This window comes from Desulfovibrio sp. JC022 (assembly GCF_010470665.1).
Taxonomy (GTDB): domain Bacteria; phylum Desulfobacterota; class Desulfovibrionia; order Desulfovibrionales; family Desulfovibrionaceae; genus Maridesulfovibrio.
Genome location: NZ_VOPZ01000007.1, coordinates 381,735 through 398,069, shown reverse-complemented (window position 1 = coordinate 398,069; position 16,335 = coordinate 381,735). Strand labels below are relative to the sequence as shown.

General features: G+C 47.3%; 15 protein-coding genes. 8 read left to right on the top strand and 7 right to left on the bottom strand.

All coding sequences use genetic code 11. The features are described 5' to 3' along the window. Positions 1 to 28: 28 nt before the first annotated feature. Entirely contained in the window at positions 29 to 1,015 is a 987-nt protein-coding gene (locus FMS18_RS13720) for a DUF3089 domain-containing protein (protein WP_163295237.1), read from the bottom strand. A gap of 243 nt (positions 1,016 to 1,258) precedes the next feature. Between FMS18_RS13720 and FMS18_RS13715 the strand changes: the two genes are divergently transcribed. The 4 genes from FMS18_RS13715 to FMS18_RS13700 all read left to right on the top strand — a co-directional run bounded on the left by FMS18_RS13715 (position 1,259) and on the right by FMS18_RS13700 (position 4,568). Continuing rightward, entirely contained in the window at positions 1,259 to 2,434 is a 1,176-nt protein-coding gene (locus tag FMS18_RS13715; protein ID WP_163295236.1) for an 8-amino-7-oxononanoate synthase, read from the top strand. After that, positions 2,434 to 3,051, top strand: a complete 618-nt coding sequence (locus FMS18_RS13710) for an alpha/beta hydrolase (protein WP_163295235.1) — start codon at positions 2,434 to 2,436, stop codon at positions 3,049 to 3,051. The genes FMS18_RS13715 and FMS18_RS13710 overlap by 1 nt, the downstream gene beginning before the upstream one ends. Further along, a complete protein-coding gene (locus FMS18_RS13705; protein ID WP_163295234.1) occupies positions 3,041 to 3,790 on the top strand; it encodes a methyltransferase domain-containing protein in 750 nt (249 codons plus the stop codon). The genes FMS18_RS13710 and FMS18_RS13705 overlap by 11 nt, the downstream gene beginning before the upstream one ends. Positions 3,791 to 3,887: 97 nt before the next feature. Further along, positions 3,888 to 4,568: a CBS domain-containing protein gene (locus FMS18_RS13700; protein WP_163295233.1), complete on the top strand. Its 681-nt coding sequence runs from the start codon at positions 3,888 to 3,890 to the stop codon at positions 4,566 to 4,568. 56 nt (positions 4,569 to 4,624) lie between these two features. Here the strand turns inward: FMS18_RS13700 and FMS18_RS13695 are convergent, their stop codons facing one another. Beyond that, the gene (locus tag FMS18_RS13695) at positions 4,625 to 5,002 is read right to left on the bottom strand and encodes a hypothetical protein (RefSeq protein WP_163295232.1); all 378 of its coding nucleotides are present in this window, start codon (positions 5,000 to 5,002) and stop codon (positions 4,625 to 4,627) included. A gap of 68 nt (positions 5,003 to 5,070) precedes the next feature. Further along, the gene (locus FMS18_RS13690; RefSeq protein WP_163295231.1) at positions 5,071 to 5,328 is read right to left on the bottom strand and encodes a hypothetical protein; all 258 of its coding nucleotides are present in this window, start codon (positions 5,326 to 5,328) and stop codon (positions 5,071 to 5,073) included. A 219-nt stretch (positions 5,329 to 5,547) separates the two neighbouring features. Between FMS18_RS13690 and FMS18_RS13685 the strand changes: the two genes are divergently transcribed. Together FMS18_RS13685 and FMS18_RS13680 are read left to right on the top strand one after the other, a co-directional pair. Beyond that, positions 5,548 to 6,702, top strand: a complete 1,155-nt coding sequence (locus FMS18_RS13685; protein WP_163295230.1) for a sensor histidine kinase — start codon at positions 5,548 to 5,550, stop codon at positions 6,700 to 6,702. A gap of 20 nt (positions 6,703 to 6,722) precedes the next feature. Continuing rightward, entirely contained in the window at positions 6,723 to 8,294 is a 1,572-nt protein-coding gene (locus FMS18_RS13680; protein ID WP_163295229.1) for a response regulator, read from the top strand. A gap of 59 nt (positions 8,295 to 8,353) precedes the next feature. Here FMS18_RS13680 and plsY read toward each other — a convergent pair whose 3' ends face one another. The 3 genes from plsY to FMS18_RS13665 all read right to left on the bottom strand — a co-directional run bounded on the left by plsY (position 8,354) and on the right by FMS18_RS13665 (position 12,794). Continuing rightward, positions 8,354 to 8,941: a glycerol-3-phosphate 1-O-acyltransferase PlsY gene (plsY, locus tag FMS18_RS13675; protein WP_163295228.1), complete on the bottom strand. Its 588-nt coding sequence runs from the start codon at positions 8,939 to 8,941 to the stop codon at positions 8,354 to 8,356. A 207-nt stretch (positions 8,942 to 9,148) separates the two neighbouring features. Beyond that, complete coding sequence (locus tag FMS18_RS13670; RefSeq protein WP_163295227.1) at positions 9,149 to 11,212, bottom strand: ribonuclease catalytic domain-containing protein; 2,064 nt, start codon at positions 11,210 to 11,212, stop codon at positions 9,149 to 9,151. 307 nt (positions 11,213 to 11,519) lie between these two features. Continuing rightward, positions 11,520 to 12,794, bottom strand: coding sequence for an IMP cyclohydrolase (locus tag FMS18_RS13665; protein WP_163295226.1), 1,275 nt, complete (start codon positions 12,792 to 12,794; stop codon positions 11,520 to 11,522). A 193-nt stretch (positions 12,795 to 12,987) separates the two neighbouring features. Between FMS18_RS13665 and FMS18_RS13660 the strand changes: the two genes are divergently transcribed. Continuing rightward, the gene (locus FMS18_RS13660) at positions 12,988 to 13,344 is read left to right on the top strand and encodes a hypothetical protein (RefSeq protein ID WP_306774086.1); all 357 of its coding nucleotides are present in this window, start codon (positions 12,988 to 12,990) and stop codon (positions 13,342 to 13,344) included. Here the strand turns inward: FMS18_RS13660 and FMS18_RS13655 are convergent. Next, the gene (locus FMS18_RS13655) at positions 13,285 to 14,574 is read right to left on the bottom strand and encodes a transglycosylase SLT domain-containing protein (protein ID WP_368854170.1); all 1,290 of its coding nucleotides are present in this window, start codon (positions 14,572 to 14,574) and stop codon (positions 13,285 to 13,287) included. The two genes, FMS18_RS13660 and FMS18_RS13655, sit on opposite strands and share 60 nt — an antisense overlap. Positions 14,575 to 14,998: 424 nt before the next feature. Here FMS18_RS13655 and FMS18_RS13650 point away from each other — a divergent pair, with 424 nt between their 5' ends. Continuing rightward, complete coding sequence (locus FMS18_RS13650; RefSeq protein WP_163295223.1) at positions 14,999 to 16,279, top strand: adenylosuccinate synthase; 1,281 nt, start codon at positions 14,999 to 15,001, stop codon at positions 16,277 to 16,279. Positions 16,280 to 16,335 lie beyond the last annotated feature (56 nt).

Below are 16,335 nucleotides of genomic sequence, written 5' to 3'. Positions count from 1 at the left end.
TTGGTGATAATTTTACCAACCCCTTTTTTTATTTGTGTTTTTTAAGGTAGGCATCGCAGCGTTGCTTAACGTTATCCTGTACGTTGTAGAAAAAGAAGTCATAGTCATAGCGGTGGTACACTTCTTTACCCAGAGACATGTTCAGCTGCTTTAAAATTTCCGGAGCCGGAGTGGGAATTTCCAATGCGCCTTCTTCATTTATTCGGGCGGCTGTGAAGTTGTTGATGAGCAGTTTTTTACCGGGTGCGAGGAATATCTTGGCTTTTATGTTTATGGATGCCGGAAATTCTTTTGTCTCGGTATTCCATGATAGCGGATTAACGCAGCGTGCCCCTTTTTGGATTGTGGGTGATATTCCGCCGGGACCGATGGTGTTCCATGTGATCAGGCACCCGGTCTGGTCCGGTTTTTCGCTCAGTTTTAATTTCAGGTCGCTGAGGTCCTTGTCTGTGAATGTCCAGCCGGGCATGTACGCTGCAACAAGTTTGTTTCTATCCAGCAGTTTCGGATTCTTGCTCAGTAGGGTCAGCAGAACCTTTGACCCCTGACTGTGGCTGGCCAGAATGAAGGGACGACCGTTGTTCAGGTTGTTGAGGTAATATTTGAAGGCTGCTTCAATATCTGAGACCGGTGTTTTCAGGTAATCCTGCAAACGCTGATCATCCATTTGTAATACTTCGATATTCATCTGGCGGTAGCGGGGAGCAAAAACATTACATGAGTCTGCAAAAGCGGAAGTGATCCACTGAACTGTATCCCGGTCTGTAATATGATTAAGTTTCTGGTTGTTCAGGTCTGCAATGAAGTGTCCGTTGGCCGGAGGTCCATACGTTGTGGGGTGTACGAAAAAAACATCAACTTTATGCATAATGTTTTCATCTTTAATGGACCAGAATTTATCTTGGGCGTAGTCGGGTGCATCCGGCAAAGGTGTGATGTTTTTGGTGTTGCAGGCGCACAGAATGACGGTCATGGTTATTAGAAATGTGTAAGTAGCAATTTTCTTGAATATCATTTGCTTTCTCCGGGTTGCATTAATGATTATGTGAATTGGTTATAGACTTAATCCTGTTGCTGTCAACGGAGTATGCTGATTTTGCGATGTCTGTTTGTATAAATAAGGTCAATGAACACGGGGTATGAGGTGTAAAATTACTTTACCTGAAAAACATGGTTGCTATTCTGGGCCATGAGCTTTATTTTTTCCGTTCACCATTTGGAAATTCCCTTTTATTTTTGACCGCCGGATTTTGTTTTTATGACTCCAAAGAGTTTTTATCGCCGTATTGAGGGTGAATTGGCTGAACTTGAAAATAGTTCCCTGCTCAGGAGCGTTCCCGATGTGGATTGTGGAGCGGACAAGGAACTTGTGTTCAAGCATAGAAAGCTGCTCAACCTTGCATCCAATGACTATCTCGGACTGGCAAATGACGAACATCTTGCCCGTGCGGCTGTTGAAGCCGTGGAACAATACGGTTGCGGTTCGGCTGCTTCGCGGCTGGTTACCGGGAATTTTAAAATCTACGATGAATTGGAGCGTGAGCTTGCCGCATTTAAAGAGCAGGAAGATTCCATGCTTTTTACTTCCGGGTATGCTGCCAACCTTGCCATCATGGATAGTTTTGCCACTCGCCGCACAATTGTTTTTTCCGATAAGCTTAACCATGCCAGTATATTGGACGGTATCAGAATGTCCGGGGCTCGTCAGGTGCGTTATCGCCACAATGACATAGGCCATCTCACGAAAAGGATGGAAGCAGCCAAGGATGCGGACTCAAAAATTCTGATAACTGATACTATTTTCAGCATGGACGGCGATCTGGCATATTTGGAAGAAATTACTGATCTTTGTGATTTTTACGATACCATGTTTGTTGTGGACGAAGCTCATGCCGAAGGAGTTTTCGGGGCCGGTAAGGGGATAGCCCATGAACGGGGGCTTGCTAAGCGAATTGATCTGCACATGGGGGCTTTCTCCAAAGGTTTCGGTTCCCTTGGCGGGGCTGTTTCCGGGCGTAAGGAACTTATATCCTATTTGCGGAACAAAGGGCGTTCTTTTGTTTTTACCACCGCCTTGCCTCCGGCAGTTATCGGTGCGAATCTTGCCGCCCTGCGGCTGGTTGCCACTGATCCGTCACGGGGAGAGAAACTGCTGCGCGTGAGTCGTGAGTTAAAGGTTTATCTTGAATCGTGTGGATTTGATTGCGGGCAGTCTGAAAGCCAGATTATCCCGGTGGTTCTGGGGGATAATGAAAAAGCTCTTACAGCACGCGAAAAGTTGATCGCAAAGGGACTTTATACGGCTGCTATCAGGCCTCCCACTGTACCGGAAGGAACAGCCCGTTTGCGCCTTTCCCTGCGTGCTGATTTTACTGATATTGATCTGCAAAAAATAAAGGGCGCATTTGCCGGATTGAAGGCGGAACTGGAATAATGAACGTAGTTTTTGTGGGCGGATGGGCAACTTCCGCACAGCAATATCCCGCATTGGCGGAGTCTGCGCGTTTTTTAGTCCCTTTTACCGGATTTGATCCTCTGGAACTCCCTGATCTGGTTAAGGACGGGGGCGATGTTTTGGTGGGCTGGTCCACCGGGGCGCATATGCTTTTGAGGGATTGTCGTCATTTATTCGAATTATATGACAAGGTTCTCTTGATAGCTCCGTTTTTATCGTTTACCGACTCTTTTCCCGCAAGGTTGGTCCGGGGAATGATTGCCGGAATGGAAAGCGACCCTGCTGCTGTTGTGAGGTCTTTTCATGAAAATTGCGCAGAGCCGCAGCCGCCTGATTATGCCCCGACAGATCATGACCCTCTGGTTGCCGGGCTTGAATATCTTGTTGATTCAAAGATTGAACCGGACGCTAAAATGAGCCTGCCGAATTGCATTATGGTTCATGGTTCCCGTGACCGTATTGTCCGGCGCAAGGCTTTTGCAAAAGTCAGTGCTGTGGTTGAGGGAGCTGAGGTCATGAGTGTTGAAAGCGGGCATAAAATTTCAGAATCGCAATTAATGAGCATTCTCAGGGGACATTATTCAAGTGAAAAATAGGATTCGTCAGTGTTTCGGAAAGGCAGCCGCCAGTTATAGTAAGGCCGCATCCGTGCAGCGTATAGTTGCCGGGAATTGTGCTGCTCTTTGCCCGGAAGCTGAATTTAGAAATGTTTTGGACATCGGTTCTGGCGTTGGTTTTTTGCACGATGAACTGCGCGAACGCATCACTTACGGTAACTATTTTTCCCTTGATCTGGTGCGGCCTATGCTGATGGAGCAGAAAGATTCCGGGGCCTTGCTTGTGGCAGCGGATGGCGAAGAGCTTCCTTTTGCAGCTGAAAGTTTTGACCTGCTGGTAAGTTCCTCGGCTATGCAATGGTACGCTGATCCGGAAAAATCCATTCCGCGCAGTTTTGAGGTTTTAAAGTCCGGTGGCAGGTTTGCCATAGCCATTTTTGCAAACGGGACCCTTTGTGAACTTGCCAAAGTGAGTTCAAAGACCGGATTCGGTTCAGTAAAGGAATTGAAGAGTTGCTCTTTTTACAGAGAGTTATTTAACAGTATAGCAGGACTTAAGGTGGATTACGCAAGTGAGGAGCATCAGGTGTTCTTCCCTTCCGTAAAACACTTCCTGAAAAAGCATCAGATGACCGGGGCCGTAGCTTCCAGCGAGAATATCTCGTGGGGAAAGGAAAAATACCGCCGGTTTGTTGAAGAGTATGAAAATTTATACAGGGGAGAATCAGGCATAAAAGCCAGTTACAGGGTTTTTCTTGCTTATGGAGAGAAATTATAGCTGCTTCTTTTTGGAGTGGGGCAGTTTCCCTTTGACTTTTTTGCTGATCAATACGAACTTCTTCGTAAGATTAATGATGAGATTCAGGAGTTAAGATATGTTAGTAGGGGATTGGATGACTGAAGAGGTGCTGACCCTCATGCCGGGTGCGCCCATAATTGACGCCATGGAAATGATGCGTGATGCCGGAATCAGGCAGATTCCGGTAACCGAGGCATCCGGCCTTGTGGTTGGTATTGTTTCCGACAGGGATGTGCGTGACGCAATGCCTTCCAAATTTTTGCCCGGAGATAATACCACCGGTAAAGGTGACGGGTTAATGGGTCTCAAAATTAAGGACATCATGACCCATGATCCTTATATCGTTTCCCCGGATACATGCATGGAAGTTGCCGCTGAATTACTTTTGGAGAAGAAGATCGGCGGATTGCCTGTTGTTGATGAGTTCGGCCTTGTCGGGATTGTTACTGAAGTTGATATTTACCGTTTCCTGACTACGGTTACCGGCGTAAGCAAAGGAAGTTCCCAGTTTGCCTTTGTGCTCGAAGATACAGTCTCCGCTCTTGAAGATTTGCTGAGTGATCTTTGGGCAAGGGGGGTAAGGCTTTCAACTGTTTTTACTTCTTATGAAGGGGTGGCGCAGGGATCTCGCCGTGTTTTTGTCTGGGTGCAGAAGCTTGATGACGATATAGTGGAATCATTGGTCATGCACCTGAAGAAGGCTTACGACTTCAAGTACCATGTCCACCGGGGCGAGACGTATAAGAATGAATTTTAAGTGTTTTTTCACTGATAAAAAAGCCGTACTGGGATTCCAGTGCGGCTTTTTTGTTTTTAGAGCAGATTCAGTTTTTTAGCTTCTTCGTAAAGTTCTATCGAGACCATATTCAGGGTCAAAAGAGCTGCAATTACATCAATGTTTTTTTCCGTGGCGTAAATTTCAGCGGAAAGGAACTGTGCTTCACTCAGTATTCCCCTATGGACTAGCCAGCCTCTGAGATCCTTGGGATCTTCTTGGGGTTTTGTCGCAGCTTCGGTTTTAATTCCTGCTTTTAAAAAAGTTTTTAGATCTTCCAGTTTACGTGCAAGTTCTTTGCGTTTGTCACGAAGGCTTTGTAGTGATTCGACCAGTTTTTTTTCTTTTCGTAGCAGTTCATTATATTTTATTTCAAAGTTGCCGTTTATCATTTTGCAGGCAACTACTGTGGTCATTGTTCCGAATAAGACAAAAATAATAGAAAAGGTCATGGCTATGGTATCTTGTTGTTTTGTCTTAGCAGTTATGATTCATTTGAATCGGTATCAAGATCGACTGAGTCTATATTCAGTTCATCTATTTTGGTTTGAGTCTCCGCAATTTCATTTTCAATTAAGTTGATTTCTGAGCGAATTTTTTCCATGGATTTTTCCATGTGTTGCTCTTTCAACTCATATGCTTTCATTCGTTGTGCATATTTTGCATTTTGTGCAGAGTATACTGAATAAATAATGAAAGCAAAAATGATGATTGCAATTGATGCGACAAGCAGTTCCGTCATTTCAATTCATCCCTGTGTGTATATATTGCTGAAACCTTAGTTTATATATCTTTCATATTCAAGAGAAAATAGCTATCCGTTTAAAATAATATGTAATGTGCACGACAGAATTAAATTATTAGTCGATTGAGGCCATAATACTATTTGAATTTTTCATTAACTGGGGTAATCTACTGATAGGATTGCTCAATTATATTTGTTTTTTCGGCGAGGGTTTGCATGGACAATGATAATCTGTTCGCAGATGATGAATTACTTTTTTCCGGTGAGGAATCAGCAGAGTCTACGGTTCGTGAGGTTGAACCGTGGAAGGTGTTGATTGTTGATGATGAGCCGGATGTTCATTCCATGACCAGAATGGTTCTTGGGGACTTTGCGTTTGAGGGGCGCCCCTTAGATTTTGTCAGTGCACATTCAGGCGAGGAATCAATAGATATTCTTAAAGTAGATCCTGATTTTGCTGTGGTCCTTCTTGATGTCGTTATGGAGACTAATACCGCCGGACTTGATGTTGCTCACAGAGTCAGGAATGAATTGAACAATCAGTTCATCAGGATTATTCTCAGGACCGGGCAGCCCGGTTTTGCTCCGGAGCATAAGGTCATTACTGAGCTGGACATCAATGATTACTGGCAGAAGGCGGAGTTGACTTCAAGAAGGTTGACCACATCTATGACTACGGCCCTTCGGTCCTACCGAGATTTGCGCAAAATTGAACTTAACCGCGAAAGCCTTGCTCAGATGGCTAAGTCTGTTGCCCACCAGATTCGCAACCGGACCATGACTATCAACGGGTTTGTCAATATTGCCGCCCGTAAGCTGGGCCCTGATTCCGAGGCGGCAGAGTATCTTGAAACTATCTCCCATGAAGCAGCCCGACTGGAAAATATCGTGAACAGTGTTTCCTCTTTTGCTGCTATAGATCGTTGTGATCATTGCAGTGCGGATATTAAAGAGGTTTCCGAAAAAGCGATGGAGCTTTGCCGGGAGTATGCGCAAGAGCTTGGGAAGGATGTTCAGTTCACTACGGATTTTACGCAGCAGAGAGTGGATTCACGCCCGGACCTGCTTTCAAAGGTGGTAATCGAGCTTGTTAATAATGCGGTTGTTTTTGCTGATGAGAAGGAACCACGTGTCAGTGTCGAGGCCAAAGTAGAAGAAAATTTTTGTAAGCTGGTTGTCTCGGATAATGGATCATGCATTTCTGATGAAGATTTGCCTTATATTTTTGATCCTTTTTTTACGACAAAACCGGAAGCCGTTGGAATGGGGTTAAGTATTGTAAACCGAATTACCAGCGGCTATAATTGGAATGTCGATGTTTCCTGTTCGGATGAAGGCGGAGCTGTTTTTACGCTGGCAATTCCCCTGTGATTTTCAAGTGAGGTCAGGTTATGGTAGATGGATCTAATCCGGTTGATAATGATGAGCTCTTCTTTGCCGATGAGACTCCCGAAGAAACCGGGGGAAGAAAAGCTAAGAATTGGAAGATACTTATCGTTGATGATGAAGATGATGTACATAGCACAACCCGTTTAGTTTTGGATGACTTTGCCTTTGAAGGGGCCGGGCTGGAGTTTTTGAGTGCGTATTCAGCTGAGGAAGCTGTTACTGTTCTGAAGGAGCACCCTGATATCGCGGTGATTCTTCTTGATGTGGTCATGGAGACCAATCACGCCGGGCTGGAACTGGTCAGGACCATACGTGAAGAAATGAAGAATTCCATGGTTCGCATTATTTTGCGTACCGGACAGCCGGGGCAGGCTCCAGAGCGTCAGGTTATTATCGAATATGACATCAATGATTATAAGCATAAGGCTGAATTGACTGCTCAGCGTTTATTCACGTCAGTTCTTTCGTCATTGCGGTCCTATCGGGATCTTCAGGTGATTGAGCAGAACCGTAAGGGGTTGAAGCATATTATTGAAGCTTCCGGCAGCCTTTTTCAGCAGCAGTCTGTGGGGCGTTTGGCACAAGGCGTACTTACGCAGGTTATTTCGCTTATAGGTTTGCGCGATTCTGTTTATCTGGAGGGTGACGGTGTTGCTGTTTCCAGCCCGGATAAGGAAAGTATGAGGATTATTGCCTCTACCGGTAAGTATGCAACTTGTAATTCATCAATTGAAGAGTGTCCTGTTTTGTCCCAACAAACCAGGGAGCAACTAGAGAGTGTCCGTGAACAAGGATGTGGTTGTTTCGCGAACAATGACTATATCGGTTACCTGCCTACCCATCAGATGGGTTCCCACCTTCTTTATGTGGAAAATTGCGGAAATGAATTCAGCGAACAGGATGAGGATTTGCTGAAAATCTTTTCGGATAACGTAGGTGTTGCCTTTGACAATATCTATCTCAATCAGGAAATTCTTGATACCCAGAAAGAAATAGTGCGCATGCTTGGCGAGGTGGTGGAATTTCGCTCCAAGGAAACCGCATTTCACGTAATTCGCGTTTCGGAAATTGCCCGTATTCTGGGGATGGCTGTCGGCCTCGACCCGGTAAAGGTGGATGAACTTTACTATGCATCTCCCATGCATGATGTGGGCAAAATCGGCATTCCGGATTCAATTCTGCTCAAGCCGGGTAAGCTGAGCGACGAAGAGATGGCAGTCATGCGCAGTCACACTGAAATTGGGTACAACATTCTTCGGGCCAGCAATCGTAAATTGCTTAAGGCGGCTGCAACCATTGCCCACGAACATCATGAGTACTGGGATGGCTCGGGGTATCCTCAAGGCTTGAAGGGTGAAGAAATCAGCATAGCAGGGCGCATAATCTGTATTACAGATGTCTTTGATGCGCTCTGCAGCGATAGGGTTTATAAGGAGTCTTGGGAAGTTGACCGGGCGTTGGAGTTCCTGAAGTCAAAGAGGGAGACTATGTTTGATCCTGCCTTGGTTGATCTTTTCTTCGAGAATCTTGAAAAGATAATGGAGATCAGGGAAAAGTATAGGGATAAATTTTAATAAAAAAAGGGAGCCGATCGGCTCCCTTTTTTCATTGTGGTATTGAATAGTGTGCGTAGTTATTTTTTCTTTTTCCAAGAATTTTCTTCGCCTTTAGCCAGACGTTTGATGTTTTCCCGGTGGGTCCAGAAGAGGAGCAGGGTCATTCCGCAGGCCAGCGGGACCATGCCGATATGGCCTGTCACCAACGAGAAGAAGGGCAGGGCTACTGCAAAAGTAAGCGAGCCCATGGAAACAAATCCGGAAAGGGCTATTACGGCCAGTAGCATTACGATGGAGTAAAGTGTTGCCGCCGGGGCTAGTGCCAGAAATACTCCGATGGTGGTAGCCACTGCCTTGCCGCCCTTCATATCCATAAAGATAGAAAATACATGTCCGATAACGGCTGCTGCGGCTACAAGTGAAATAAAAATCCAGTTGTGGCTGTACTGGTAGGCCATGAGCACAGGGACGAAGCCTTTGGCGACATCTAGAACAAGTGCGGCCACGCCGTATTTGAATCCACACAGACGGGCCACATTGGTGGCTCCGGTGCTTTTACTTCCTGCTGTGCGGATGTCTATGTTGTAGCAAATCTTTCCGATAAAAAGTCCGAAGGGAATAGATCCCAGAAAATAGGCGAAAACCAGCCAGAATATCCAGAGCATGCGCGAACTCCTTTAAGTCTTTTTCGTTTCAGGTCTGCCGGGTCAACTTACCGCTGTTTTCCCCTATGCGGTATAGTCCGGGCTGCCAGTAAGTTTCCGTTTGATGACGGCATTTAAAGTCTTGTGCGACTTAAAAAAACCGAAATTACATTATGCTAATTTCCGTTAAAAAAACAACTGGAAATAAGCATCTCCTCTCCTTGAAATTTATTCTTCCATAGCTTCTACAACACGCAGTTCATTGGTCAGCGGGTCGATTTTATTAAAGCGAATCTGAAAGCCCTGACCGGGGTAGAGTTTGTCACCCAGCATGGGCCGGGGAACCCTTACGTTGATCTGGATTTCAGGCATGGCCAGCGTAGCAAGAGGACCGTTGTCATCCACTACAACAGCATGGTGCCACCCTTTTCTGTTCTGGGCCAGATAAAGAAGCTTCCAGTAGCGGGGCCTGAATCTCTGGATTTTGATTACCGACTGCAAACGTATCTGCAAATTGTCGGCAAGTGCTTTTAAACCTTCCGCATCCCACTTAGGTTTTTCTTCTACAAGGTAATGGCAGAGCTGGGCCATGTTGATGAAGTCCGCGTAGCGGCGCAGCGGTGAAGTGATCGGGCTGTATCCGGTCACTGCCAGTGTGGCGTGTTTTTTGGGTGTGGTATCCATCTGAGGGGGAACCATCTGACGCACCCGCATAAAAATTTCGTGCGGTTCGGTAATAATTCCGCTCAGATCGGAGGGTAAAGCTATGTCCTGCGTGCGATAAAGCAGGGGGAAATCATTTTCTTCGGCAAATTTACCCAGCCCGGAGTTGGCGAGGATCATGAATTCGCTGATAATCTGGTCCGCGCGGGTAGTCTTCTCTTTGGAAGACATGATAACTTTGGTCTGCTGAGGCCAGCCTTCAAGGGACAGTTCCGGTTCGGGCCTGCGGATGACAATTGCACCGTGTTTGATGCGTTCCTGAAGCAGTTTTTCAGAAAGCTCAAATGCGAGAGCCATTTCATCGTCGCTGCCTTCTTCGAGCATCTGTTCCACTGCAAGGTAGGTGGAGTTGTCAGTGAGCTTAACCCAGCCATTATGGGGAGAAACCGATTGCAGAATTCCTTGTGCATCCAGTTCAAAAGTCGTGATCAGGGCCGGGCGTACTTCCCCGGAAAAGAGGCTGAACGCCCCGATACCGAGAGCTTCGGGCATCATGTGGCTGGTGCCTTCAGGTAAGTACACGCTGGTTCCGCGATTCATGACTGCCTGATCAAGGTCAGAATCGAAGTTCCAATCCATACAGGGGCGGGCAAGAGCAATGGTCAAGGTGTATCCGCCGTCTTCCTTTTTCACGAGATTGAAGGCGTCATCAATATCTTTGGTGGTGGCGGAATCGATGCTGCGCATAGGCAATGGGCAGGGATCGCCGGCTTTTGTTTCCACAGCTTTGATCAGTTTGCCAATTTCATTGCTGTGTTCAGCGGACCAGCTGTCGTCAAAAGCGTAATCCGCTTCATCCAGCAGATAGTTGTGGTGCGGATGCACGATTCCCCAGCCTTGAGCAAGCAGCAACGGCAGATGGGGGTGGTCAGGCAATCCTTTGCGCAGGGCGGACCACATTTTGTTGGATTTATCTTCATTCAATCCGGAAACTCTGTCCATGAGAAAGGATTTAAGCCCTTCGGCAATTTCCTCGGACATGGCCGGAATCTGGTCCGGTCTGATTTTTCCGCCGGATTCACGGGCGGTCCAGATCCTTTTGAAAAGGTCCTGACCTACACTCATAATCTCTTCATGAGCCTTTTCTTCGGCCTGCTGTTTCAGGCGGAGATCAACTTTTTCCTGAGTGTAGATGATGAATTCAGGAGGCTGAAATTTAAAGTGGGTTTTGGCCGCGATCATGGCCCGTCCAAGGGCGGAGATCTGGTCGGCATCCGGCTTTTCCCAGAGAAGTCCTGCGAACCAGTTCAGGGGTGCTTTTTCAAGTTCACCCTGAGCCAGATCCCAGATTTCCATGGTATCAAGTCCGGCTTGAAGCTCGCCCCGTTTTTCCTGATGGGCGACCATGTAGTCCAGCATTTCCTGACGGGATGCCGATGCGGAATATTGCGGTCCGATCCAAGGAAGTACCCGTGCTGCGGGCATCTTGGTTTCACGCTTGTTGATGGTGTAGAGTTTGAGCTTTCCGGATTGCTCTTCCATGACAAATGCTAGCTGTGGCTGGTTGCCATGCATGAATTCCACAATATTTCCGGGCGCTACGTAACGTCCTTCCTTGAATAGGGACATGTAAATCCTTCCGGGAACTGCTGTGTTTGCTTGTACAGTAAACGTTTCCCGCACTCCGCCTGCTCGCAATCAGGTGGAAGAAATGTTCTAACTTGTAAGTCGTAAAAAAAAATAAACCCCGAACGTCTGAAAAGACATCCGGGCATTCTTAACATAAATGTTTAACTATTGAAATGGCAGGCCTAAGCTAAAATAAATTTGAGATTCGAAGCGGCGAAGCCTTATTAAAAAGTTTGGAAAGGATGGGGTCTGGGGAAGGAAAACTTTTTCGAAAAGTTTTCCTTCCCCAGACGCCGGAGGCATTTTCTTAATGCTTAAAAGATCTTTGGCCGGTAAAGACCATGGCGACCTGCGGTGAGGCTTCGTTGGTAGCCTGAATCACTTCGTGGTCGCGAATGGAACCGCCGGGCTGGGCAATGGCGGTGATGCCCTGCGCCATGCACATATCTACGCCGTCGCGGAAGGGGAAGAAACCGTCAGAAACCAGCACGGAACCTTTAAGTCCGCCCTTGGCTTCAACTGCGGCCTGTTCGATCTCAGCGAGATCCTTGGCGGCCTGTTCGTCTTTGAGGGCTTTAAGCTTCAGCTCGAAAAGAGACATCTTGAATTTTTCAAAGCAGAGTCCGTCAGCGTACTTGATGCGTGCCTTGGTCACAGCCAGCTCAACGCAACCTACGCGGTCCTGTTCACCGGTGCCGATGGCAGTGGTTACGCCGTCTTTGGCAAAAATTACGGAGTTGGAGGTTACACCTGCTTCAACAGCCCATGCGAAGAGCATGTCATCTGTTTCCTGCTTGGAAGGAGCGCGGGAAGAGAAGCTGGAACCGTCTTTTTCAGCAGTGGCGGGGATGAAATCTTCAGCGTCGAGGATACGGTTGCGGAAAGAGAACTGCACAACCATACCGCCGTCCATGAGTGATTTTACATCAAGGAAAGGCTGGCCGAGCATTTTTTCCAGATCGGCAATGCCGGGAATCTGAAGGATGCGCAGGTTTTTGCGTTTCTTGAGCACTTCGAGGGTTCCCTCTTCAAAAGAAGGAGCAGCAACAACTTCAAAATATGCACTGTCGACAACTTCAGCCGCTTCCATAGTGAAAGGACGGTTGACTACAATGGCTCCGCCGAATGCGGCAATACGGTCGGCCTGAAAAGCATTACGCAGGGCTACACCTACGCCTTCTTCAGACCATGATGCACCGCAGGGGTTGTTATGCTTAAGGATAACAGCCGCAGGCTTGGCGGTGAGGTATTGCAGGATGTTCAGGGCGTTGTCCACATCGGTCAGGTTGGTTTTGCCGGGATGCTTGCCCGCCTGAATCATGTGCTCTTCGGTGAGTGCGGAAACAAGTCCCTGTCCTTCGCCGCGAAATTTGATGCCGTCGTATTCTAGTCCGCCGGAAACCAGCTCATAAAGTGCTGCGGGCTGATCCGGGTTTTCGCCGTAACGAAGTCCCTTGGTTTCGCCGTCGATTTCCCAGGTCCTTTTTTTGAAGGTCAGTTTCTGGTCGCCGAGGGTAACGGTCATGTCAGCGGGAAAAGGGTCCTGCTGCAAGGTTTTGTACATCTTTTTAAGATCACTCATTGTTGTTCTCCGTGAATTGTTGCCTTGTGGTAAGCCGCTCATAGCACACCCTTTTCCGACGGGCAATTTTGAATTGCGGTCCCGGCAATCTTTTTGTAGGTTAAATTTGATCCAGTGCGCAGGAAAAAACTTAAATTTTTCCATGAGATTCAGTTACAGCACTTTATTGGGAGAATATATGTCAGAAGGTTATATGGAAAAGGCTTTGTTGAAATTGGCAAAACAGCTCAATGCCTACGATGAGGCTTCTCTTACAGAGTTATGGAATAAGTACGAAGCTGAAGTTTCCAATTTCGAGCCCACCCGTAAATGGGAAGAGGCCGCAGTTGTATTCGGAATGATACAGGCTGTGCGGCTTAAAAACCAGCTCTTTAATTATCATTGGGCCCAGACTGCCGGGCCGGAATCCATGTCTCCACGTCCGGATTTTATTCCCGGTAAGGGTGAGGATGATTTGTTCGGCTCAAAGCCGGGGAACAAATCAGGCGGTTCAGCGGGCGGTAGCAAGGGGAGCAAGGTAATCAGACTCCAGCCCAGGAAGGATAGCTAATCCATTCATGATATAATAATAGTAGCGAATGCTATCAACATAATCCACGGCTTCATACCCACGTGTGTAGCCGTGTTTTGTTTTGGAATGGTATTTGGTGCGGGTCAGCAGCGGAAAAACCTGTTTGAGAGAACGCCATGTGCCCGGATGTCTGCTGGTATACTTGGCAATATCAATGGCATCGTAAACATGGCCTAAACCCTGATTGTAGGCCGCAAGAGTAAACAGCCAGCGGTCCCAGCCGTCTACATCGCGGCTTTCCAGCTTGTCCCAGATAAATCTCAGGTAGCGGGCTCCGCCGTTAATTGCCTGTTTAGGGTCCAGTCTGCTTGTTAACCCTAAAAGTTGAGCGGTATCGTTAGTGAGCTGCATGAGTCCGCGAACCCCGGTTTTGCTGCGTGCCAGCGGGTCAAAGCGGGATTCCTGATACATAACCGCAGTGAGCAGCAGCGGATCGATATTGTATTTTTTCGCGGCCTTGAGGATATATTTACGGTAGCGGGGCAGTTTTTCCCGGATATCTTTGCGCAGGGAATAAAGATCATAAAAGTCTGTCTCATCCGGGATAAAACCAAAATATTTTTCCTGTAAATCCTCAATGGTGCCGTTGGTGGTTACCAGATGCCAGTAGTCTTCAGATTTTTGGCCAAGGCCGTGGACATCCTTGCGCAGGTACCATCTGTATTCCAGCTCATCTCCGAAATAATCGGTGATCCTGAGTTTATGCAGGAACGGTCTAATGGGCTTGAACGTGCCGGACTCCACCAGATGGAAACGCATTGTCTTATTGTTATTGTATTGCAGCAGCGGTTCCAGATGGACGGCATCGCTGCCGCTGATCATGGTTGGCAGACAGTCGAGCTGTTCGCTGAGATTGGTGAAAGTTTTTACCAATCCTGAATGGGCGGGGACAAAAACTTCCTGATCGCAGAGCTCAAATGGAGTGCGTAGTTCAAATCTGCGGATGTGGTGCAGCATTGCCGCTGGGTCCTTTTCATAAACAGGCCCCGTAAGCAGCGGAGTTGTGGTTGCTTTTAAGTCAGGATTGTACCCGGTGGCCAGCATGATATCGGCCTTTCCTTTGGTCAGGGCTTCAAAGGCTTCATCATGGGTAGCATAGGCCTTGATATCAAGGTCTGTGTTGATGAATTCTATAAATTCGTCGACCAGTTCACGTTCAAATCCGGGACCCCATGGGGAAAGTTTAGGAAAGACACGTTCAGTGTTCACTGCGGCAACCCGGATTGTGCCGGGAAGGGGAATGACATATTTTACTGAATAAATGTAATAAAAAAGGGATAATAACGCCAAGTACACAACAATATTGAAAATATGTTGTGAAAAAAGTGTCAAAATACCCGTTTTTGGGTCATTTAATTTGCTTTGATGTATTGACATTTCCCCTAAAGATTTTTTACGCATTAAAACCCGTCTGCCGTGCTTAGTACTGGCATACCTCCTCCAAAGGGGGTATTAACAGCAGGTAAGCAGATAGTCTTGGGCGGCCTTAACGGATTTTAATTTATGAGCGACAGGCCCGTTCCTGTTAATATACGTCAGACGTAGTGCCGCTATCAAGTAATCAAATTACAGCAAGAATTCCATGCCTTAAGTCAAGTGCATGCGGAAATACTGTAGAAGGAGCACATTAGTAATGGCTAATACCGTAATCGTGGGAACCCAGTGGGGGGACGAAGGCAAGGGCAAAATCGTTGATATGCTCGCCGAACAAGCAGGTGCGATTGTACGTTTCCAGGGTGGAAACAACGCCGGTCACACACTTGTTGTGGAAGGAGAGCAGTGTATCCTGCATCTCATCCCGTCCGGGGTTCTTCATCAAGGTAAAAAGTGCCTCATCGGTAACGGGGTAGTACTCGACCCCGAGGTTTTTCTCAAGGAGATTGACGGACTCGCCGAAAAGGGCGTGGACGTATCCCCTGAGCGTTTGATGATCAGTAAGAAAACACAGATTATCATGTCGTACCACAGACTGATGGACAATTGCCGCGAATCCCTTAAATCCGCTGATAACAAGATCGGAACCACCGGTCGCGGTATCGGTCCCTGCTACGAAGATAAAATGAACCGTTGCGGTATCCGTGCCGCCGATCTCGCTGATCCTGAATTGCTGCGTGAAAAAATCGTGGCCGGTCTTCAGGAAAAGAACGTTCTTTTTGAAAAACTTTTCAATGTCGAAGCTCTTGATGCTGAAAAGGTATATCAGGAAATCCTGCCCATCGCAGAAAGGGTAGCACCTTATCTTGCTGATGTTTCATCCATTATTCAGGATGTAAACAAGGAAGGCAAGGACGTGCTTTTCGAAGGAGCACAGGGCGTGCATCTTGATATCGATCACGGAACCTATCCGTTTGTTACCTCTTCCAATGTTGTTTCCGGTAACGCAGCAGCAGGTGCCGGATGCGGTCCTCGCCAGCTGGAACGTATCATCGGTATCTGCAAGGCGTACACCACTCGTGTTGGTGCCGGGCCTTTCGCAACCGAACTGTTCGACGAAATCGGTGAAACATTGCAGAAGAACGGTCACGAGTTTGGTGCAACCACCGGACGTAAGCGCCGCTGCGGCTGGTTGGACATGGTTGTCCTGCGTGAAACCGCAAGACTCTGTGATCTCACCGAGTTCGCATTGACTAAGCTGGACGTTCTTTCCGGTCTTAAAGAAATCAAAATCTGCGTTGCTTACGAGTATCGCGGTGAAAAAGTCGATTATCCCCCGCAGGAACAGAACGGCATGGCTCACGTCAAGCCCGTTTATGAATCCATGCCCGGCTGGGATGAAGATATCACCAAGGCTTCCAGCTACGATGAGCTGCCCGAAGCCGCGCGTAACTACATTGCACGCATTGAAGAACTCTCCGGCGTAAAAGTCGGCATAGTCTCTGTCGGTCCCGACCGCGCTCAGACTATTGTAAGATAATATTGCTTACTTTGATTACTGGTAGAGGTAGATTGTTTTAACAATCTACCTCTACC

Bases quoted from the DNA above. Each gene is read 5' to 3' on its own strand.
- FMS18_RS13720 (WP_163295237.1), bottom strand. From the start codon at position 1,015: ATGATATTCAAGAAAATTGCTACTTACACATTTCTAATAACCATGACC.
- FMS18_RS13715 (WP_163295236.1), top strand. From the start codon at position 1,259: ATGACTCCAAAGAGTTTTTATCGCCGTATTGAGGGTGAATTGGCTGAA.
- FMS18_RS13710 (WP_163295235.1), top strand. From the start codon at position 2,434: ATGAACGTAGTTTTTGTGGGCGGATGGGCAACTTCCGCACAGCAATAT.
- FMS18_RS13700 (WP_163295233.1), top strand. From the start codon at position 3,888: ATGTTAGTAGGGGATTGGATGACTGAAGAGGTGCTGACCCTCATGCCG.
- FMS18_RS13695 (WP_163295232.1), bottom strand. From the start codon at position 5,002: ATGACCACAGTAGTTGCCTGCAAAATGATAAACGGCAACTTTGAAATA.
- FMS18_RS13690 (WP_163295231.1), bottom strand. From the start codon at position 5,328: ATGACGGAACTGCTTGTCGCATCAATTGCAATCATCATTTTTGCTTTC.
- FMS18_RS13685 (WP_163295230.1), top strand. From the start codon at position 5,548: ATGGACAATGATAATCTGTTCGCAGATGATGAATTACTTTTTTCCGGT.
- FMS18_RS13680 (WP_163295229.1), top strand. From the start codon at position 6,723: ATGGTAGATGGATCTAATCCGGTTGATAATGATGAGCTCTTCTTTGCC.
- plsY (WP_163295228.1), bottom strand. From the start codon at position 8,941: ATGCTCTGGATATTCTGGCTGGTTTTCGCCTATTTTCTGGGATCTATT.
- FMS18_RS13670 (WP_163295227.1), bottom strand. From the start codon at position 11,212: ATGTCCCTATTCAAGGAAGGACGTTACGTAGCGCCCGGAAATATTGTG.
- FMS18_RS13665 (WP_163295226.1), bottom strand. From the start codon at position 12,794: ATGAGTGATCTTAAAAAGATGTACAAAACCTTGCAGCAGGACCCTTTT.
- FMS18_RS13660 (WP_306774086.1), top strand. From the start codon at position 12,988: ATGGAAAAGGCTTTGTTGAAATTGGCAAAACAGCTCAATGCCTACGAT.
- FMS18_RS13650 (WP_163295223.1), top strand. From the start codon at position 14,999: ATGGCTAATACCGTAATCGTGGGAACCCAGTGGGGGGACGAAGGCAAG.